This window comes from Aeromonas sp. CU5, assembly GCF_002586745.1.
Taxonomy (GTDB): Bacteria; Pseudomonadota; Gammaproteobacteria; order Enterobacterales; family Aeromonadaceae; genus Aeromonas; species Aeromonas sobria.
On record NZ_CP023817.1, the window covers coordinates 1,467,350 to 1,487,958 of the forward strand.

General features: G+C 57.1%; 17 protein-coding genes. 11 read left to right on the plus strand and 6 right to left on the minus strand.

Annotated elements, in window-relative coordinates; all coding sequences use genetic code 11:
* Positions 1 to 56 precede the first annotated feature (56 nt).
* A complete protein-coding gene (gene rnd / locus CK911_RS06525; protein ID WP_098969387.1) occupies positions 57 to 1,169 on the plus strand; it encodes a ribonuclease D in 1,113 nt (370 codons plus the stop codon).
* A gap of 462 nt (positions 1,170 to 1,631) precedes the next feature.
* On the opposite strand, the gene rne is transcribed toward rnd, so the two are convergent.
* Positions 1,632 to 4,808 carry a ribonuclease E gene (rne, locus tag CK911_RS06530; protein WP_098969388.1) on the minus strand — a complete coding sequence of 1,059 codons (3,177 nt, stop codon included), beginning with the start codon at positions 4,806 to 4,808 and terminating at the stop codon, positions 1,632 to 1,634.
* A 414-nt stretch (positions 4,809 to 5,222) separates the two neighbouring features.
* Here rne and rluC point away from each other — a divergent pair, with 414 nt between their 5' ends.
* On the plus strand, positions 5,223 to 6,167 hold the full coding sequence (gene rluC / locus CK911_RS06535) for a 23S rRNA pseudouridine(955/2504/2580) synthase RluC (protein ID WP_206665165.1): 945 nt from the start codon (positions 5,223 to 5,225) through the stop codon (positions 6,165 to 6,167).
* Complete coding sequence (locus CK911_RS06540; protein ID WP_098969390.1) at positions 6,167 to 6,811, plus strand: HAD-IA family hydrolase; 645 nt, start codon at positions 6,167 to 6,169, stop codon at positions 6,809 to 6,811. The genes rluC and CK911_RS06540 overlap by 1 nt, the downstream gene beginning before the upstream one ends.
* A 63-nt stretch (positions 6,812 to 6,874) precedes the next feature.
* Here CK911_RS06540 and CK911_RS06545 read toward each other — a convergent pair whose 3' ends face one another.
* From CK911_RS06545 to CK911_RS06565, 5 genes are all read right to left on the minus strand, one after another.
* On the minus strand, positions 6,875 to 8,368 hold the full coding sequence (locus CK911_RS06545) for an efflux transporter outer membrane subunit (protein WP_098969391.1): 1,494 nt from the start codon (positions 8,366 to 8,368) through the stop codon (positions 6,875 to 6,877).
* Positions 8,361 to 11,435, minus strand: coding sequence for an efflux RND transporter permease subunit (locus tag CK911_RS06550; protein ID WP_098969392.1), 3,075 nt, complete (start codon positions 11,433 to 11,435; stop codon positions 8,361 to 8,363). Before CK911_RS06550 ends, CK911_RS06545 begins: the two co-directional genes overlap by 8 nt.
* A complete protein-coding gene (locus tag CK911_RS06555; RefSeq protein WP_098969393.1) occupies positions 11,432 to 12,583 on the minus strand; it encodes an efflux RND transporter periplasmic adaptor subunit in 1,152 nt (383 codons plus the stop codon). The genes CK911_RS06550 and CK911_RS06555 overlap by 4 nt, the downstream gene beginning before the upstream one ends.
* A gap of 108 nt (positions 12,584 to 12,691) precedes the next feature.
* Complete coding sequence (locus tag CK911_RS06560) at positions 12,692 to 13,576, minus strand: LysR substrate-binding domain-containing protein (RefSeq protein WP_098969394.1); 885 nt, start codon at positions 13,574 to 13,576, stop codon at positions 12,692 to 12,694.
* A 112-nt stretch (positions 13,577 to 13,688) separates the two neighbouring features.
* Entirely contained in the window at positions 13,689 to 14,270 is a 582-nt protein-coding gene (locus CK911_RS06565) for a nucleoside triphosphate pyrophosphatase (RefSeq protein ID WP_098969395.1), read from the minus strand.
* Positions 14,271 to 14,390: 120 nt separating this feature from the next.
* Here CK911_RS06565 and yceD point away from each other — a divergent pair, with 120 nt between their 5' ends.
* From yceD to fabF, 8 genes are all read left to right on the plus strand, one after another.
* Positions 14,391 to 14,912: a 23S rRNA accumulation protein YceD gene (yceD, locus tag CK911_RS06570; protein WP_042021904.1), complete on the plus strand. Its 522-nt coding sequence runs from the start codon at positions 14,391 to 14,393 to the stop codon at positions 14,910 to 14,912.
* Positions 14,913 to 14,931: 19 nt separating this feature from the next.
* Positions 14,932 to 15,099: a 50S ribosomal protein L32 gene (rpmF, locus tag CK911_RS06575; protein ID WP_042021907.1), complete on the plus strand. Its 168-nt coding sequence runs from the start codon at positions 14,932 to 14,934 to the stop codon at positions 15,097 to 15,099.
* A 9-nt stretch (positions 15,100 to 15,108) separates the two neighbouring features.
* Positions 15,109 to 16,128: a phosphate acyltransferase PlsX gene (plsX, locus tag CK911_RS06580; protein WP_098969396.1), complete on the plus strand. Its 1,020-nt coding sequence runs from the start codon at positions 15,109 to 15,111 to the stop codon at positions 16,126 to 16,128.
* A gap of 7 nt (positions 16,129 to 16,135) precedes the next feature.
* A complete protein-coding gene (locus CK911_RS06585; protein ID WP_098969397.1) occupies positions 16,136 to 17,095 on the plus strand; it encodes a beta-ketoacyl-ACP synthase III in 960 nt (319 codons plus the stop codon).
* A gap of 73 nt (positions 17,096 to 17,168) precedes the next feature.
* Positions 17,169 to 18,104, plus strand: a complete 936-nt coding sequence (gene fabD, locus CK911_RS06590; protein ID WP_098969398.1) for an ACP S-malonyltransferase — start codon at positions 17,169 to 17,171, stop codon at positions 18,102 to 18,104.
* Between the two features lie 13 nt (positions 18,105 to 18,117).
* Positions 18,118 to 18,852 carry a 3-oxoacyl-ACP reductase FabG gene (gene fabG, locus CK911_RS06595; protein ID WP_042021916.1) on the plus strand — a complete coding sequence of 245 codons (735 nt, stop codon included), beginning with the start codon at positions 18,118 to 18,120 and terminating at the stop codon, positions 18,850 to 18,852.
* A 157-nt stretch (positions 18,853 to 19,009) separates the two neighbouring features.
* Complete coding sequence (acpP, locus tag CK911_RS06600) at positions 19,010 to 19,246, plus strand: acyl carrier protein (protein ID WP_042021919.1); 237 nt, start codon at positions 19,010 to 19,012, stop codon at positions 19,244 to 19,246.
* A gap of 81 nt (positions 19,247 to 19,327) precedes the next feature.
* Positions 19,328 to 20,569: a beta-ketoacyl-ACP synthase II gene (gene fabF, locus CK911_RS06605; RefSeq protein ID WP_098969399.1), complete on the plus strand. Its 1,242-nt coding sequence runs from the start codon at positions 19,328 to 19,330 to the stop codon at positions 20,567 to 20,569.
* Positions 20,570 to 20,609 lie beyond the last annotated feature (40 nt).

Sequence of the window (20,609 nt, forward strand, 5' to 3'; positions counted from 1 at the left end):
CCGTGGGTCATCCCACGGTTTTTTCTTTTTGGCCCTGATCAACCGCGCAGGCACAGATGCACTATCAACTTATCACTCAGCAAGCCGAACTTGAGCACTATCTCGCTTCTCTGGCCGACGTTCCCCTGGCTATCGATACTGAATTCGTTCGCACCCGCACCTACTATCCCCAGCTTGGCCTGTTCCAGATCTATGACGGCGAGCATCTGGCGCTGCTGGATCCGCTGACGCTGGATCTCTCCCCCCTCTGGCAGCGACTGGGCAGGGCAGGGCAGATCGCCATCCTGCACGCCTCAGGCGAAGATCTGGAGCTTATTCAACATCAGGCGGGCCACCTGCCCAACCAGATGCACGACACCCAGCTGGCTACCGCCTTCCTCGGTTACGGCGTCTCGGTCGGCTTTGGCGCGCTGGTGAACGAATTCCTCGGGGTCGAGCTGGAAAAAGATCAGGCGCGCACCGACTGGCTGGCCCGTCCGCTCACCGAGCGTCAGCTCGAATACGCAGCGGCGGATGTGTTCTACCTGATGCCGCTCTACGAGAAAGTGATGGCCAAACTGCGGGAAAGCGGCAAGTTTGCCTGGTTCGAGCAGGAGTGCCAAAACCACTCCGCCCGCAAGACCCAGGGCAGCGATCCCCGTCAGGCTTATCTTGAAATCGTCAACGCCTGGCAGCTGGGTCGCCGTGAGCTCGCCATCCTGCGCGAGCTGGCCGCCTGGCGTCAGCAAGAGGCGGTACGCCGCGATCTGGCCCTCAACTTCGTGGTCAAAGAGCTGCACCTGTTCAAGGTAGCGGAGCGTCGTCCGACCTCCATGCGCGATCTCAACGAACTGGGACTGGCCCCCATCGAGATCAAGATCCACGGCAAGCGGATGCTCGATATCGTCGCCCGCGCCCAGCAGAGCGATCCTGACAGCTGGCCCGAGCCGATTCGTCGGCTGGTGGACTTCCCCCAGTACAAGGCCGAGCTCAAGCGCATCAAGGCCATGGTGGAAGAGAAGGCCAAGGCCAGCAACATTCCGCCCGAGCTGATTGCCAGCAAGAAGATCATTCACCAGTACTTCACCTGGAGCTGGCGGATGAACGACGAAGAGCGGGCCCGCAGCGACAAGCCGATGCTGCTGCAAGGGTGGCGTTATGAGCTGGTAGGTCACCTGCTGGCACAATAAGCGCCGATGAGGCAATTTGACCCTGTTACCGGGGGTCGGATTCAGATCATGGTCAGCCAGATCCACAGCCCAGCAAGCTAAGTTTGCTGGGCTGTTTCTTTTTTAAATCCGCAGGAAGAAAGAGATGAACTCGATATCGGCAAGCACGCCCATATCTCTATATAGCACCCATAGGGGAAACCACTTATTGCAGTGGGGTGAAGTGGGCGCAGATGCTTGCTCAATATTTGCACCTGCTTATATGCCAACAAACTAGATATTGAATACAACACATAAAGTTAAGTATCGAGTTATCTATCGGAAGATATTTGCGCTTTGATCAAAACGGTTAAGCAAAGGCTAAAGGGGGGGCAGGACTAGCAGGGCGGCACTAAAAGAGAGCGACAAAATGAGCGTGTGAGAGGCAATAAAAAAGCCACACCGGATGGTGTGGCTTTTGGCAAATCAGGTAACTCTGATCTGTTATGGTCGACCAGCAGGGCTGGTTGCCACGTTAACTGCAGCAGTACTGCCACCGTGACGGCCAGAACTGGCCACTTCACTGCGAACGAGTGGCGGATGGCTCACTGGCTCACTGCTAACCTGAACGACAGGCACCTCGGCAGGGGTGGCCATAGGTGCAGAGGCTTTGCGAGCGCGGGCCAGCAAACCGGCACCTTTGTTGACCTGCTTGGCCACTGGGGCGGCAACCGCTTCCTTGGCAACAGGTTCAACAGCGGCCACAACGACGGGCTCGATCACGGCTATCTCAGTAATGACCACAGGTGCCGTTACTTCGGTAGTTGGCGCAGCTTCAACGGCAACTGCAGCTACTGAGGCAGTTTCTACCACCGGAGCGGGTGCAATCACCACGTCAGCCACTTCAACGACGTCGGCAACCGGCGCGACTTCAATGACAGGTGTCATCTCGGCAACAACAGGAGCGACTACCACATCAGCAACCAGCTGCGCAGGTGCGGCAGTCGGTGCTGTTGGAGTAACGTCAGCCACGGCAGTGTGAACCTCGGTTGCGACGACCTGATCACGGATGTCATCGGCAACAGCTTCTACAACCACATGTTCAGTCAAGGCTGAAGATGCCTGCAGTGCCGCAGCAATGGCGTCTGCGCTAGGAATAGTGACGACTGGTACGGCAGGCTCTTCCACTTTGACCTGAGCAGCATCGGCCTGGGCCGCGGCTGTCAGAGTGACATCTGCTTGCTGCTCTTCATCACGCTGGCTACGAGTATCTTCGTTGATACGCTTGCGACGCTGACCTTCAATGCGCTGACTACGAGGGGTACGACGGGAGCGGCGTTGACCTTCGGTCTGCTCTTCCTGCTCATTACCCACGGTTGCCTCGTTCACTTCAGCTGGTGCCTCGTCAACCGGCAGGGCAGGGGCATCGGTAGCAACGACATCGACACGGATCTGCTTACGCAGTTGACGACGTTCGCGGCGCTCAGCCACTTTCTGCTCTTTTTCCTGACGCGGCTCGATCGCGGCTTCTACAGTGTCAATGGCTTCTACTGCTTCAACAACGACTTCAGCACGCTGTTCACGAGGAGCGCGGGGCTCACGGGCCGGACGAGGTGCACGGGGCTCGCGCTCTTGACGAGGTTCGCGAGGCTCACGTTCAACGCGCGGTTGCACGTCACCACGGGGTTCACGCTCCATGCGCTGCTCATTACGAGCTTCAGCGCGCGGTTCGCGTTCCTGACGGGGTTCACGCTCTTTACGAGGACGGCGATTGCGGTTTTCACCACCTTCACGGTTACCGTTTTCACGTTTCTCGCCAGCTTCCGCATTGTTGCGGTTATTGCGATTGTCGTCACGACGAGGACGCTGACCACGGCCACGGGCGTCATCACGCTGGTGACGATGACCGTCATCCTTGCGAGCTTCACGCTCAACCGGTTGTTCGGCAGGCGCTTTCACTGCGGCAGGGGCGGCATCATTGCTGAACAGACCTGCAATACCCTTGATCAGTTTGCCAAAGAAACCGGCTTGGGCTGGTGCGGCAGTGGCTGCTGCAACCGGGGCCGGAGCGGCTACAGGAGCAGGTTGTACCGGTTGGGCAAAACCTTGCAACAGTGGCTGTTCACGTTCGATCACCTGGGCCTGTTTCGGCTGGTAGGTCGGCTTGGCCACTTCGGTTTTCAGCTCATAGCTGGCCGCTTCCGCAATCTCGTTTTGACGAATGCGAGTAACTTCGTAGTGCGGCGTTTCCAGATGCTGGTTCGGAATGATGTAAACACGGACATCATTGCGCTGTTCCAGGCTGGCGATGGCGGCGCGCTTCTCGTTGAGCAGATAGGCGGCAACATCGACCGGCACTTGACCGTGTACCTGCTCGGTATTGTCTTTCATGGCCTCTTCTTCGATGAGACGCAGGATGGACAATGCGAGGGATTCGTTGTCACGAATGACACCTTGACCCTGGCAACGAGGGCAGATGTGGCTGCTGGACTCGTTGAGAGAGGGGCGCAGACGTTGGCGCGACATTTCGAGCAGACCGAAGCGGGAAATACGTCCCAGCTGAATGCGGGCGCGATCCTGATGCACCGCTTCACGCAGACGGTTTTCCACTTCGCGTTGGTTGCGAACAGGGGTCATGTCGATGAAGTCGATGACGATCAGGCCACCCAGGTCGCGCAGGCGCAATTGACGGGCAATTTCGTCGGCCGCTTCCAGGTTGGTTTGCAGCGCAGTCTCTTCGATATCGCCGCCCTTGGTGGCGCGGGAGGAGTTGATATCGATGGAGGTCAGTGCTTCGGTCGGATCGATGACGATGCTGCCGCCGGAGGGCAGGCGCACTTCGCGCTGGAAGGCTGACTCGATTTGGCTCTCAATCTGGAAGTGGTTGAACAGGGCAACTTCACCCTTGTACAACTTCACCCGATTGAGGAAATCGGGACGAACCAGCTCGATGTGAGCACGGGCACGTTCAAAAATCACCGGGTCATCAATCAGGATTTCACCCACATCGCGACGCAGATAATCGCGAATGGCACGCACGATCACGTTGCTTTCCTGGTGGATAAGCACGGGCGCAGTGCGCTCTTGTGATGCCTTGTGGATGGAGTCCCAGTGGTTGAGCAGAACATTCAGGTCCCATTCCAGCTCTTCGGGCGATTTGCCAACACCGGCAGTACGCACGATCAGACCCATGCCTTCCGGCACTGTCAGTCCGTTCAGGGCTTCTTTCAGTTCCGTTCTCTCATCACCCTCAATGCGGCGGGAGATACCACCGGCACGGGGGTTGTTCGGCATCAGTACCAGATAGCTACCAGCCAGGCTGATAAAGGTAGTGAGGGCTGCACCCTTGGTGCCACGCTCTTCTTTATCAATCTGAACGATCACTTCCTGGCCTTCGCGGACCACTTCTTTGATGTTGGGACGACCCTGATAGGAGTAACCGGAGGGGAAATAGTTGCGGGCGATCTCTTTCAACGGCAGGAAACCGTGTCGTTCGGCGCCGTAGTCGACAAAAGCAGCTTCAAGGCTGGGCTCTACGCGGGTGATTTTACCTTTGTAAATATTCGCTTTCTTTTGCTCGTGTCCCGGACTTTCAATATCCAAATCGTAAAGCTGTTGTCCGTCAACCAGCGCTACGCGCAACTCCTCTTCTTGAGTTGCGTTGATTAGCATTCTTTTCATTGAGTTCTCATTATTGTGTCATTTTGATTTCCTCCACTTGGGTCCTGCCGGCGCCGGCCTCGGGTCTTCAGCATACTTGGGCAACCTCCCGGCTGGGGTATGCATGAGGCGCAAACTAAGGGCGCTCTGGTCGTCACTTCTCGAGAGGTGACGAGTTAAGGGTGCCGCAGTGGAGACAAATAAACGGTAATGTTTGTGTTCTCCATGCGTTGTACCTCGCACCCGGGAACCGTCATGTTCTTGTATACACGGTGTTTCGGGATTGGGTGGCATACTATTTGGCCACTTAGTACAAGGCTTGAACACAATGACAAAACCTTGTTTATTATCCCATTTAAACCTCTTTTATAGCAAGGCGCCATTTTTCAACAAACCATGCAGCCAAGGGGCCTTGGCAGTGTTAAAATCCGCGCCATGACACAGATACAACAACAAGTGCAGCTGCTCACCATCGAAGCTGAGCATGACGGGCAGCGCATAGACAATTTTCTCAAGACTCAGCTAAAGGGCGTCCCCAAGAGCCTGATCTATCGCATCCTTCGCAAAGGCGAAGTGCGGGTAAACAAAAAGCGCATCAAACCGGAGTACAAACTCTGCGCGGGTGACGTGATAAGGGTGCCCCCTGTCCGCGTTGCCGAAAAAAATGAATTGCCGTCGGCTAATCTGGGGGTTATCCAGCGTCTGGAGAGCCAGATCCTGTTCGAAGACGAGGCCATGATCGTGCTGAACAAGCCCTCTGGCATGGCAGTACACGGTGGCAGTGGCCTCAGCTTTGGCGTTATCGAGGGGCTTCGTGCTTTGCGTCCGGACGCTCGCTTCCTCGAGCTGGTACACCGTCTCGACCGCGATACCTCCGGCGTGCTGCTGGTTGCCAAAAAGCGCAGCGCTTTGCGTAGCCTGCATGAACAACTGCGAGTCAAGACCATGCGCAAGCAGTATCTGGCGCTGGTTCGTGGCAAGTGGCAGGCTCACGTCAAAGTGGTCAACGCACCGCTGCGCAAAAACGATCTGCAATCCGGTGAACGGGTGGTGCGAGTCAGTGCTGATGGCAAACCGTCTGAAACCCGGTTTAGGATCGTGCGTCAATTCGCCGAAGCGACCCTGGTCGAGTGTAGTCCGATCACCGGCCGCACCCACCAGATCCGCGTTCATACCCTGCATGCCGGTCACCCGATCGCTTGCGACGATAAGTATGGCGAAGCGGCGTTTGACGAGAAAATGCGCAGCCAAGGGCTGAAACGACTGTTTTTGCATGCCTGGAAGCTGAGCTTTATTCATCCTGCCGATGGTCGCGAGATGCAGATGGAGGCTCCTCTTGCTCCTGAGCTTGACGGCTTCCTGGAAAAACTGGCTCGCTAATGCAAGATATCCGGCTCGCCATTTTCGATTGGGACGGTACCTTGATGGATTCGGTGGGCCGGATTGTTGCCTGTGTGCAAGGGGCCGCCAGCGATTGCGAACTGGCGGTGCCAGCCCCAGCCCAGATCCGGCAAATTATCGGTTTGAGTCTTGATGTGGCCATGTCCCGCCTGTTTGGTTGTGGCGATGATGAGCGTCAGATCACCGCGCTGACCGACCGCTATCGCCATCACTATCTGCACGATGTGACTCCCAGCCCTTTATTTGTTGGGGCAGAGGCGTTGTTGCGTGGCTGGCACACCCAGGGGTTGCTGCTGGCTGTCGCCACCGGAAAATCACGTCGTGGTCTTGACCGGGTATTGGACGAGACTGGGTTGCGCTCCTTGTTCATCACCAGCCGGGGGGCCGATGAGGCGCGCTCCAAGCCTGATCCTTTGATGCTTGAGCAGATCCTGGCCGAGCTTGGGCTATTGCCCCGGCAGGCGGTGATGATCGGTGACTCGGTGCATGATATGGCGATGGCCGAGGCGATTGCCATGCCGCGAATTGGCGTCAGCTGGGGGGTCGATAACCGTGATGCCCTCAGTCGTCACCGGCCATCGGCAGTGGTGGATACCATGGCTGCGCTGCAACAGTTATTGTGAATGCCTGAATCCCATCGAAAAAAAGAGCCCGGCCAATTGGCCGGGCTCTTTTTTTCATCTTGTTTATCCTGCTGTTCCCTCATGCGCGGGGGCTTGTGGCACTGTCCATTCGCCACCCAGCGCCTTGTGCAACATCACCACTGTGGTGGCGGTATTGAGCCTGGCCTGTACTTTGGCATCCTGCAGGTTGTTGCTGACGCGCTGGGCATTGAGCACGCTCAGATGGTTCTCGAGCCCGGCCCGATAGAGGCTGGTTGCTTTGTTGACAGCCAGGCGAGCCTGTTGGTCGGCTTGGTTGATCAAGCGGTAATATTCCTGGCTGTTTGCATAGGCATTGAGCACCGTATCTACCTCGTTGAAGGCGCCATTGACGACCTGCTGATAGGCGAGGGCGGACTCCCGAAATGCCGCTTCTTGCAGATCCACCATGGCAGCACCTCGTCCGCCGTCGAACAGGTTCCAACTTATGCCAGCACCAAGGGACCAACCCACGGAACCCGAGGAGAGCAGATCGTCCAGGTTGTGGGCCGATACCCCGGGAGTACCGGTCAACATCAGTTTCGGGTACTGGTTGGCGATGGTGGCGCCCAGCTGCTGGTTGCGCGCAGCCATCTCCCGCTCGGCAAGGGCGATATCCCATCGTCTGGTCAGCAGATCTGATGGCAGGCCCACCGGGATCAACCCCTTCATCTGTGGCAAGACGCCGTCACCGAGCCGGTTGCGGGTCTGGGCGGTGGTCTCCCCAAGTAAAATGGCCAGCCGACCAAGATGGACGGCGCGAGCACTGTCGAGCATCGGCAGCATGGCTTCTGTGGTGGCCTGGGCGGTGCGGGCATTGGCTATATCCAGCTCAGATCCATAACCGTGGCGCTGGAGGGAGAGCACCAGATCCAGCACCTGTTGCTGTTCGGTGATGGTCTGGCGGGTGATGGCCATGCGCTCTTCAGCGGCGCGATACTGCAAGTAGTTGTTGATCACCTCGGCGGTCATCAGGGTGGTGAGGTTGCGCTGCAGCAGCTCGGCCTGCTCAACCCGGATGCTGGCGGCCTGGCTCATGGCATCGATCCGGCCAAACAGGTCTGCCTCCCAGCCGATGGATGCGCTGGCCAGATGGGCATGGCTGTCGCGATCGATCAGGCTGATGCTACTGCCCCCCAGCTGGGGCGGCAGCGCATATTCGGTGACGGCAGGGCCGCTCAGCGGCCCATTCTCGCTCAGCCGCATATCCAGATAACCGGCATTAAGGGAGACGGTAGGCACTTTAAGGGAGGAGACCGCCGCCTGATAGGATTGCGCGGCGTTGATCCGCTCCTTGGCCATCCTGATGGGGATGTTCTGTTGCTGGGCGGCCACGATCAGCTGGTCGAGCTGCGGATCATTGAACTGCTGCCACCAGTGCACCCCAGCCACGGGCTTGACCGCGCTGATCCCCGCTGTTTCCTGGCTATTGAGATAGACATTCCCCACGGCCACCAGCGGCACCTCATAGTCTGGGGTCATGCTGCAACCGCACAGCAGCAGGGCGGCGGCCACCATGGTGAGTCGATAGTCAATCATGGCACTGCTCCTTGCTGATCGAGGGGGTGATGGCCGCCTGCTTGTCGCCGCGATAGAGCAGTTGATAGAGGGCTGGCATCACGAAAAGGGAGAGGAATGAGGCGGCGGAGAGCCCGCCCACTATGGTGGCCGCCATCTGATCAAACAGCCGGTCGGTCAGCAGCGGTATCATCCCGAGTACCGTGGTGAGGGCCGCCATCGAGATGGCCATGGTGCGGTTGAGGGTCGCGACTTTCACCGCCTCTGCCAGCGCTCTGCCATTCTTGCGTTCCAGTTCGATCTGGTCGATCAGCACTATGCCGTTTTTGATGATCATGCCGCTCAGGCAGATCAGGCCGACAATCGCCATAAAGCCGAACGGTTTGTCCAGCAACAATAGGCTCCAGACAACGCCGATGGAGGCCAATGGCAGGGTCACCAAGATGATGAACGGCTGGCGGTAGGCGCTGAACATGGCGACCAGGATGATGGTCATCAAGATCATCGCCTTGGGGGTCTGGGTCATCAGATCATCGACCGACCGCTTTTCGTCATAGTATTCGCCGCCCCACGCCATGGTGTAGCCGGGGGGCAGGGCAATGGCTTCCAGCTCACTGGCCACGGCCTTGCGCACATTGGAAGGGGTATCGCCGCGTACGTCAGCCTGCACAGTGATGGCCGGTTGACGGTTGTAGCGCCAGCGCATGCTCTCTTCCCCTTTGAATTCGATACCATCGACAACCTGTCCCATCGGGACGCTGTGGCTACCGAGCAGGGATCGCACCGGAATATTGTCAAAGTGCTCCAACGAGGCGTTGCTGCTGCGCAGTTTGATGGGGATCAGATCATCATCGCGGCGCATCAGGCCAATCAGGCTACCATCGGTTGCCCGGGAAATGGCGCTGGCAATATCAGTGCGATTGACGCCGGCCATTCTTGCCGCATCCTGGTTGATGAGGGGCACCAGCACCTTGCTCTCCTGCCGCCAGTTATCCCGGATGTAGATGAGGTGGGGGTTAGCTGCCAACAACTGCTTGGCCTGATTGGCCAGCCGGTGCAGCTCTTGAGGATCCGGTCCAACGAAGCGGGCTTCAATGGCAAATTTATCCTTGGTGGCCAGCTTGAGCGGACGGAATCTGGGCTCGGCATAAGGGAACTCGGCCTGCAGCCAGGCATCTCCTGCCGCCGTCAGGGAAGGGATATCGTCATAACTGCGGGTATTGATCAGGATCTGGCCATAGCTGTTGTCAAAAGGCTCGGGCTCCACGGTGACCGAGAAGCGCGGGGCACTCTCGCCAACGTGGCTGGAAATGCTGATCACCTGGGGCTGACGCAGCAGCCACTGCTCAATTTTGTGCATGTCGGCGGAGGTTTGCGCAATCCGTCCCCCGTTGGGCAGCCAGTAGTCGAGAAACAGCATGGGGCGATCCGAGGAGGGCATGAAGTTGACCTGCAGTAGCGGAATAGCGGCCAGGGTCAACAGCAGCACAGGGGCAACCCCGAGCAGCAGTTTAACTGGATGGTCTACCGACCAGAACACGGCTTTTTGGTAGAGCTGGGCCATGGGTGAGACCCGTGCCGTGCCGTCGGTTTGGCTCGGTGTTGGAATGAAATACCAGCAGAGCAGCGGGGTGACCGTCATGGCGATGAACCATGAGAGCAGCAGGGAGCTGCACAGCACCTGGACGATGGAGAGGGCAAACTCGGCGGCATCAGTCTGGGAGAAAAGTACCGGTGCGGTTCCCAGTGCGGCGATCAGGGTGGCAGCCAACAGCGGCAGCGCCATTTCGCGGATGCTGTCGCTCACCGCCTGATGGCGAGCAATTCCCTGGCGCAATTTGGACTCAAAGAGATCGACGATAACGATGGCATTGTCCACCAGCATGCCCAGCGCCAGGATAAACGAGCCGAGCGACACCCGCTGCAGGTCGACCTGGGTCAGATTGAGGTAGATCAGGGTAAACAGGATGGTCAGCAACAGGCTGGCACCGACGATGGCGGCACTGCGCCACCCCATGAAGATCAGCAATACAACCACAACGATGATCACGCTCTCGGCCAGGTTGAGGATGAAGTTATTGACCGACTTGGCCACCTCCTCCGGCTGATAGGCGATGACGCCGATATGCACCCCCTCCGGCAGGGTGGCTTCGAACTGTGCCAGCTCCTGTTTGAGGGTGTCACCAATGCTGACCACGTTGATGCCGTTGACCGGGCTCACCGCCAGGGTGATCGCTTGCTGGCCATTGAAGCGGCTCAGGGTCATGGCGGGATCCTGGTAGTCCAGATAGATGTCGGCGATATCCCCGAGCTTCACGGTGGCGCTTTCGAGACCATTGATACCGGTCTTGATGCTGAGGTTCTGGATATCCTCCACGCTGTTGAACGCACCGCCCTGTTCAACGCGCAGTTGCTCGATGCCAAGGGGGAAATCCCCACTGTGCAATGGCATGTTTTGACTGGTTAGCTGATCGATCAGCTGCAGGGTGGTCAGGTTGGCTTGTGCCAACCGTTCATCATCGAGATCGATGTTGATCACCTGCTCCCGAATGCCGTGCAGCTGAACTTTCTTCACCCCCTCGACGGCCTTGAGCCGGCGTTGCAGCTCGCGGGCGTGATCCTTGAGATCGGCCATGGCGACGTTATCGCCATAAAGGGAGAAGAGCATGCCATACACTTCGGAAAATTCATCCTGCACTATGGTGAGCTGGGCCTGGGGTGGCAGGGACAGCTTGACGTCATCCACCTTGCGGCGCAGCAAATCCCACTGCTGGGGGAGCTCGGCAGAGTTCACCTGCTCCTGCAGATCGACAAAAATCATCGAACTGCCGGGACGGGAGAGGGAGCGCAGCTTCCATAGCGGCGCCATCTCCTGCAATTTGGTTTCGATCTGATCGGTGACCAGCCGCTCCACCTCACCGGCATCGGCACCGGGGTAGAGGGTGACAATCACCGCACTTTTGACGGTGAAAGCGGGGTCTTCCAGCTTGCCAAGTTGGAAGTAGGAGACCAGCCCGATAAGGGTGCAGAGCAGGGTGAAGAAGGTCACGAAGGTCTTCTGGCGTAGCACAAAGGTCGAGAGATTCATGATTTGCCGACCTTTTCCAGTGATTGGTTTGCCATGATTGCCACCTGATCCAGCGAGTGGTTGGCAATAATGGCGACCTGCTCGCCCTCGCTGACGAAGGCGCTGCCAGCGACCACCAGTTGATCACCAGCCGTCAGTTCACCACTGATACACAGGGTATTCTGCTGCTGATCATGGAGTGACACCGGGATTCGGGTTACGTGGTCTTGCGCCACCCGCCAGACATGCCACTGGCGATCCTGACTGTTGACCGCCATCGCGGGCAGGCAGAAGAGCGGGTTTTCAGCTTGCTGCGGCAGTTCGAGGGTGACATTAACCGACTTGCCCGCCACCAGATTGACCTGATCCCGAGGCAGGGAGAGGGTGACCTCATAGGTGCGTTTGAGCGGGGAGGGGATGGAGGCGATATCGGTCACCGTGACGGCGAGATCTTGCTGGCGCTGACCCCAGGCAAGATGACCCGGCTGACCGGTTTTTATCCTGCTGACCTGGCGTTCCGGTACATCGATCACCACATTGAGCTGATCTGGCTGATGCAAGGTGAGCACCTTGATACCGGGCAGCACGAACTCGTGATTGTCGATATGTCGCTTGCCAATCACCCCGTCAAAGGGAGCGCGCAGTTCGCTATATGCCAGCGCATCACGGGCTTTTTGCAGCCCCTGAGTGGCCAGCTTGACCGCTGCATGCGCGCGTGCTTCGCCGCTGATAGCCCGATCGAGATTGACATCGGCGATGGCGTTATCGGCGCAAGCACGTCTGATCCGAGCAAGCTCGATCCGTGCAAGCTGATGGGCGGCGGTTGCTTCGGCTAACTGGGCCTCTCCCTGGCTCACTGAGACCTGAAAATCGTGCCGGTCGAGGCGCGCGAGTAGCTCCCCTTTGCTGACCCGCGAGCCCTCGGTCGCCACCAGCTCCTGCAACATGCCGTGAACGCGAAACGAGAGGTCAGTGGTGTGGGCTGATTTCAGCACCCCGCTAAATTTGTGCGCTCGGGTGGCAACGGGGTCAGCCAGGGTCATCACCTGGACGGCGCGCAGTTGTGCTGGTTGCTGGAGCGGGGGCGTGGTGGCGTCGGCGCCACAGCCGCTTAACAGCAGCAGGAGTGTGCTGCTAAGCACTGTTGTACCGGGATGGGAAAGTGCCATGGGAGGATTCCTTTAAACAGGCGTTATCATATGGCGCCAGTTTAATTGAATCATGAAGCGTTAATAATCCCGTCTATCTGTGCTTCAATGTCTCGAAATGCGTGACAATTAGTCCAGTAGTAGCGCCGATTCCGCCAGCAAACTATCGATCAGCAGGCGGGCGGCATGGGTCATCCCCTTGCGGCTAGGATAGACCAGCCAGGCATCATCGAGATAGACCTTGTGGGCAGGCAGGATCTCCAGCAGTTCACCACTGGTGACCTGCGCCTTGACGCTCAACTCGGGCAGCAGGCTGATACCGGCGCCCTTGAGCACGGCGTAGCGGATATAGTGGCTACTGTTGGAGATGAGTCGGCTACTCACTTTGAGTGGGCCCGTGTTGAAGTTCCAGCAATCTTCCAGTTCACCGCTGGCAAGCCGGTGGATCAGCAGTGCGTGTTGCTGAAGATCCTCAAGTTGCTGCGGCATGCCGTGCTCGGCCAGATAGCCCGGACTGGCATAAAGCTTGCGCGACACCGTGGTCAGGGGTCTGGCAATAAACGAGCTATCTTGCATTTTGCCAATGTGGACACAGGCATCGAGTCCGTAGTTCATGATGTCGTGATAACCCAGATTACTGACGTGGGTTTCCAGCGTAATGAGCGGGTACTGGCTGAGAAAATTAAGTAGCAGATCGTGAGCCAGAATATCGGCATCCCCGATCAACCCCAATTTGACCGAGCCGGTGGGGGCCGAGCTCTGATTCTTGATACTTTGGTTCAGGGTTTCGAGTCGGGGAATAATCTCCTGCAACTGCATAAAGTAATCGGTACCGGCTGGCGTCAGGGCCAGTTTGCGGGTGGTGCGGGTAAACAGCTTGCAGCCAAGGGCCTGCTCCAGATCGCCAATCCGCCGACTGACTTGGGCTCGTGGCACATCAAGGGAGTGTGCCACGGCGGCAAAGTTGCCCAGTTCAACCACTGAAAGAAACAGCCTCAAATCATCTATACGCACTATCTGGTTCCCGATGGATAAGAGTGAAACAGCAAGATCACGGGCTGTGCTTGCCAGACGAGGCGGCGATCCTGGCGCTCGTCGTTGTTATCTTTCTTTGTGCAATGAGACATCAGGGCAGGGCGATGCCGTGGCAGGCCAGTAGCTCGATCAGGCCGATCAGTGGCAGACCGATCAAGGCGTTAGGGTCGCGTCCCTCCAGCCCCTTGAACAGCACAATACCCATTCCTTCGCATTTAAAGCTGCCCGCACAATCGAGGGGCAATTCGGCCTCGACATAGCGGCGAATGGCGGCTTCATCAAGGGTGCGAAAATGGACGGTAAAGGGCTCCACCAGTTGATGGGCCTGCCCGGTCGCGGCGTCCAGCACACACAAACCGGTATAGAAGGTTACGCTGCGACCCTGTGCCGCCATTAACTGCGCGACCGCATTGTCGATGGTGCCCGGTTTGCCGAGGATCCGGCCATCGCAGACACACACCTGATCAGAACCTATGATCAGGCCGTGATCACGACCATCGGCGATGACTTGTGCCTTGGCGCGGGCCAGTCTGGCCACTAACGCCTGTGCCGATTCTTCTGCCAAGGGGCGTTCATCCACATCCGGTGCGGCACAATCAAAGGGCTGGCCAAGCTTCTCCAGCAAGGCTTTACGGTAACGAGAAGTTGAGGCGAGGGTCAGATTCTGTGGCATAATATCAGGCACCGATGAAAGCAAGTACCGGCATTCTAGGGACTTGTGACGTTAAAATCATCGGCGGTAAGGACTTTTTCCTTTGACTATCCATTGTTGGACCTATAATATTCGCGCCCTATGCAAAAGGTGAAGTTGCCCGTTAAGGTTGATCCAGTCCGTAGTGCCTTGAAACTGCTCGATTATGTCGGGATAGTGGAAAAGTCGCAGATGCCCAGGCTGGAAGAGTCAACCGCTGGCTTGCAGAGTGATATCGATGTATCACTGCAATTTGGTAAAGATGTCCAGAAGTTAACCGTTATGAAAGGCACTGCCCATGCCAAGGTTGACCTGGTTTGCCAACGTTGTGGTGAGACGTTTGAATACCTTTGTGAAGCTGAATATATCTACACTCCGCTGTTTGAAAAAACAAACGAGGAAGAACTGCCGGAAGCTTATGAGCCCATTGAGTTGGATGAAAACGGCGAGATAGATCTTCATCAAATCCTCGAGGATGAATTAATCCTCACGTTGCCTCAAGTCGCAATGCACCCTATGGATGCTTGCCCGAGAGGGAATATGGAGATGAGTTGGGGTGAAATCGAACCTGCTGATGAGCGGCCGAATCCCTTTGCAGTTCTTGAAGCGCTTAAACGTAAGTGAATTTAGGAGTTAGCCTACAATGGCCGTACAACAGAACCGTAAAACCCGTTCCAAGCGTGGCATGCGTCGTTCCCACGATGCACTGACCTCCGCTGCACTGACTGTTGATCAGACCAGTGGTGAAATTCATCGTCGTCACCACGTGACTGCCGATGGTTTCTATCGCGGTAAAAAGGTAATCGCTTAAGGATTGCCTTTGTCTACGCAAACTGTCGCGCTAGACATCATGGGGGGAGATATTGGCCCCTCTGAAACAGTGCCTGCCGCCGTGCAGGCACTGTCTCTTTTGCCCCAGCTAAAACTGATCCTGGTCGGCGACAAGCACCAGACCTCTTCTTTGTTGCAGCAACATGGCTTGCTCAATCATCCCCGCGTTCGTTTCGTACATGCATCCCAAGTGGTTGGCATGGGCGACAAGCCGATCGTGGCACTGCGTACCCTTAAAGACTCTTCCATGCGAGTTGTGCTCAATCTGGTGAAAGCCGGTGAGGCCGATGCTTGTGTCAGTGCCGGTAATACCGGTGCCTTGATGGCCATGGCCAAATGCGTGCTCAAGTCTTTGCCGGGGGTCGACAGACCGGCGCTCATCAAGGCATTGCCAACCTTGAGCGGCCAGCGCACCATGATGCTGGATCTCGGCGCCAACGTCAGTTGTGATGCCGATACCTTGCTGCAATTTGCGGTAATGGGCTCCGTTGTGGCCGAGAAGGTAGAAGGCATATCGGCGCCTCGGGTCGCCTTGCTTAACATTGGCGAGGAGGAGATCAAGGGCAATGATCTGGTGCGGCACAGTGCCGAGCTGCTGCGACAGTGCAGTGCACTCAATTATGTTGGCTTCATCGAAGGTGATCGTATCTTCAGTGGTGAGTGTGATGTGATTGTCTGCGATGGTTTTGTTGGTAATGTCGCGCTCAAGACGGCAGAAGGTGTGGTACGGATGATGGCTGAACTGGCCGGATATCCCCGCAAGAAACGCAGTTTTCTTGGCCGTATCGCCGGGTTTATGTTCAAACGACGCTTTTCTTACCTGAACCCCGACCAGTATAACGGGGCAAGTCTGTTAGGATTGCGCGGCATTGTGGTAAAAAGTCATGGGCGTGCTGAACGGCGTGCCTTGTGTAATGCGATCCTGCTGGCCGCACAAGAGGCCAAACATCAACTTCCACTGCAAATAGCAGATCGCCTTGAAGCTGTCTTCTCTGACAGGGATCTATAAGAACTCTATGCATAGCAAAATTCTGGGTACTGGCAGCTACTTGCCGAGTTCAGTGCGTACCAACGCCGATCTTGAGCAGATGGTCGAGACCAGTGATGAGTGGATCGTGGAACGAACCGGGATCCATGAGCGCCGCATTGCCGGTGCTGACGAAACAGTGGCAACCTTGGCTCATCAGGCGGCTCTGCGCGCCCTGGATGCGGCAGGTCTGACCGCAGCCGATCTCGACATGATAGTGCTGGCCACCACCAGTGCGGAAAATGCCTTCCCGGCCGCAGCCTGCGAGCTGCAGGGATTGCTCGGCGTACCAGGTATTCCTGCTTTTGACGTGGCAGCAGCCTGCGCTGGGTTCACTTATGCGCTCTCCATTGCCGATCAGTTTGTTAAGTCCGGCGCGGCGCGTAATGTACTGGTTGTGGGGGCCGATGTGCTCTCCCGCATGTGCGATCCGCAAGATCGTGGCACCATCATTATTTTCGGTGATGGGGCGGGTGCTGTGGTGATTGGCGCCAGCGAGACCCCCGGTATTCTCTCTACTCACCTGCATGCTGATGGCCGTTATGGTGACTTGCTCAAGTTGCCACATCCTCGCCGTGGCATGCCGGGTGCCGAGCTCGAAGCCTACATGTATATGAAGGGCAACGACGTATTCAAGGTAGCGGTCACCCGCCTGAGCGAGATCGTGACCGAAACCCTGGCGGCTGCCGGTATCGCGCCAACCGAGCTGGACTGGCTGGTGCCGCACCAGGCCAACTTCCGCATCATCAACGCGACGGCCAAGAAGCTTGGTATGAGCCTCGACAAAGTGGTGCTGACTCTCGACAAACATGGCAATACCTCAGCGGCATCTGTGCCGATCGCCTTTGATGAGGGGATCAGAGATGGCCGGATAAAACCCGGTCAGCTGGTGTTGCTGGAAGCATTTGGCGGCGGTTTCGCCTGGGGTTCGGCGCTGGTTCGCCTCTGATCCTCGTCGGGATGAGGCATTAGCCTCATCCCGTTTCAGATTTCATTTTCATCTTTTCTAACAGGAATCAATGATGACCCATTTTGCCATTGCCTTCCCGGGACAAGGTTCCCAGTCCGTTGGCATGTTGGCCGAGCTGGCCGAACAACATGCCGTGATCAAGGAGACCTTCGCCGAGGCGAGCCAGGTGCTGGGTTATGACCTGCTTGCTCTGGTGATGGATGGTCCACTTGAAGATCTGAACAAAACCTGGCGCACCCAGCCTGCGCTGCTCACTGCCTCTGTCGCCCTGTGGCGTTTGTGGCAACAGCAGGGTGGGGCAACGCCTGCGGTGATGGCGGGTCACAGCTTAGGGGAATACTCCGCGCTGGTTTGCAGTGGTGCACTCGATTTTGCCGATGCCGTCAAACTGGTTGAGCTGCGTGGTCTGGCCATGCAGGAAGCGGTACCGGAAGGCACTGGCGCCATGGCCGCCATCATCGGTCTGGACAACGAATCCATCGCCGCCAACTGCGAAAAAGCGGCGCAAGGGCAGGTGGTCTCTCCGGTCAACTTCAACTCCCCGGGCCAGGTCGTGATTGCCGGCCATAAAGAAGCGGTTGAGCGTGCCAACGTGCTGATGAAAGAGTCGGGCGCCAAGCGTGCTCTGCCGCTACCGGTCTCTGTGCCGTCTCACTGCGCATTGATGAAACCTGCCGCAGAAAAACTGGCAGCAGCGCTGGACGGGATCGAGATCAAGGTTCCAACCATCGCAGTCATCAATAATGTCGACGTATCCTGTGAACAGGATCCGGCCGCCATCAAGCAAGCCCTGGTGCGTCAGCTGTTCAGCCCGGTTCGTTGGACCGAGACTGTCGAGCAGATGGCCAATGACGGTATCACTCTCGCGATTGAGATGGGGCCGGGTAAGGTATTGAGCGGGTTGGCCAAGCGCATCGATAAGCGTGTGGAAGGTATCCATGCCAACGATGCGGCCTCTTTCGAGCAGGCGCTGGCCCAGTCCAAGTAAACAGGAGCAAGTGATGAGTTTTACCGATAAGGTTGTGTTGGTGACCGGTGCCAGTCGTGGTATCGGTCGTGCGATTGCCGAAACGTTTGTGGCCCGTGGCGCAAAAGTGGTCGGTACTGCAACCAGCGAGAGCGGTGCCGAGGCGATCAGTGCCTATTTGGGCGACAATGGCTGCGGTATGGCACTGAACGTGACCAGCCAGGAATCCATCGAAGCCGTCTTTGCCGCCATCAAGGCGCGTTTTGGCGACATCGACATTCTGATCAACAATGCGGGTATCACCCGTGACAACCTGTTGATGCGGATGAAAGATGACGAGTGGAACGAGATCATCGATACCAATCTGACCTCTCTCTACCGTCTGAGCAAACCGGTGTTGCGTGCCATGATGAAAAAACGTCATGGTCGCATCATCAGCATTGGCTCCGTGGTGGGAACCATGGGTAATGCGGGTCAAGTCAACTATGCGGCCGCCAAGGCCGGTCTGGTTGGCTTTACCAAAGCGTTGGCACGGGAAGTGGCATCCCGCGGTATCACTGTGAACGCGGTCGCGCCAGGTTTCATCGAAACCGACATGACCCGCGCACTCAATGATGATCAACGCAGTGGCATCATGAGCCAGGTGCCTGCCGCCCGTTTGGGTGATCCAAAAGAAATTGCCGCTGCTGTGGTATTCTTGGCTTCTGATGAAGCAGCTTATATCACCGGCGAAACCCTCCATGTTAATGGCGGGATGTACATGGTGTAATCAATTTGTCGTGCGATCTGTTCAAATTTGCGATAATACGCCGAAGTTTGGCGAATATCGTGGTTTGACCAGCGGCAAGCTACTTGCAAACTCACGTCAATTGAATAAACTACCCCAACCAGACGCAATAGCGTATTTTTAAAGGAAAATTCAGGTCATGAGCAACATCGAAGAACGCGTAAAGAAAATCATCATCGAACAACTGGGTGTTAAAGCAGACGACGTTAAGAACGCCGCCTCTTTCGTCGACGACCTGGGCGCTGACTCTTTGGATACCGTTGAACTGGTAATGGCGCTGGAAGAAGAATTCGATACCGAAATTCCTGATGAAGAAGCCGAGAAGATCACCACTGTTCAAGCGGCTATCGACTACATCACCGCTAATCAGGATTAATTTCCTGTTCTGAAAGAAGCGGCCCAAGGGCCGCTTCTTTTATATCTGCTTCCTTTCAAAAACCTCTCGGAGACTACCTCAGTGTCAAAACGCAGAGTCGTGGTGACCGGCTTGGGGATGCTTTCCCCGGTGGGTAACACTGCCGAATCCAGCTGGCAAGCACTGCTCAACGGGCAGAGCGGCATTTCCCTGATCGACCACTTTGATGCCAGCGAGTTTGCGACCCGCTTCGCAGGCATGGTCAAAGACTTCGATCCCGAGCAATACGGCATCAACCGTAAAGACGCTCGCAAGATGGATCTCTTTATTCAATATGGTATTGCTGCCGGTATGCAGGCGCTGGATGATTCCGGCCTGACCATCAATGAAGAGAATGCCGAGCGGATTGGCGTGGCAATTGGCTCCGGTATCGGTGGTCTGGGTCTGATTGAACAGAACCACAGCAGCCTGATCAACAGTGGACCGCGCAAGCTGAGCCCCTTCTTCATACCATCCACCATCATCAATATGGTGTCTGGTCATCTATCCATCATGAAGGGTCTGCAAGGGCCGAACATCGCCGTGACCACCGCCTGTACCACGGGTACCCATGCCATCGGCATGGCGGGCCGGATGATCGCTTACGGTGATGCGGACGTGATGGTGGCCGGTGGTACTGAAAAAGCCTCCACCCCGATGGGGATGGGGGGGTTTGCTGCCGCCAAGGCGCTCTCCAACCGCAATGACGAGCCGCAAAAAGCGAGCCGTCCGTGGGACAAGGATCGCGACGGTTTCGTGCTGGGTGATGGTGCCGGTGTACTCGTGCTGGAAGAGTACGAACACGCCAAGGCCCGTGGTGCCCGTATCTATGCCGAGCTGGTCGGTTTTGGCATGAGCGGTGACGCTTATCACATGACAGCGCCTCCCGCCGATGGCAACGGTGGCGCGCGCGCCATGAAAAATGCCATCAAGGATGCCGGCATTGCCCCCGAGCAGATTGGTTACATCAATGCTCACGGCACCTCCACCCCGCTGGGTGATGTGGCCGAGCTGCGTGGCATGAAGTCAGTATTTGGCGAGCACGCCAAATCCCTGATGATCAGCTCCACCAAATCCATGACTGGTCACCTGCTGGGCGCCGCCGGTGCCATCGAGGCGATCATCACTGTGTTGGCCCTGCGTGATCAGGTGGCGCCGCCCACTATCAACCTGGACAACCCGGATGAAGAGTGCGATCTGGATCTGGTGCCCCACGTGGCCAAGCCAGGCAGCTTCGAGTACGCCCTTTCCAACTCGTTTGGTTTTGGCGGCACCAATGGCTCACTGATCTTCAAACGCGTATAATTTGCCGCAGGGCAAAGACACAGGCCCGATACTGCCGGTA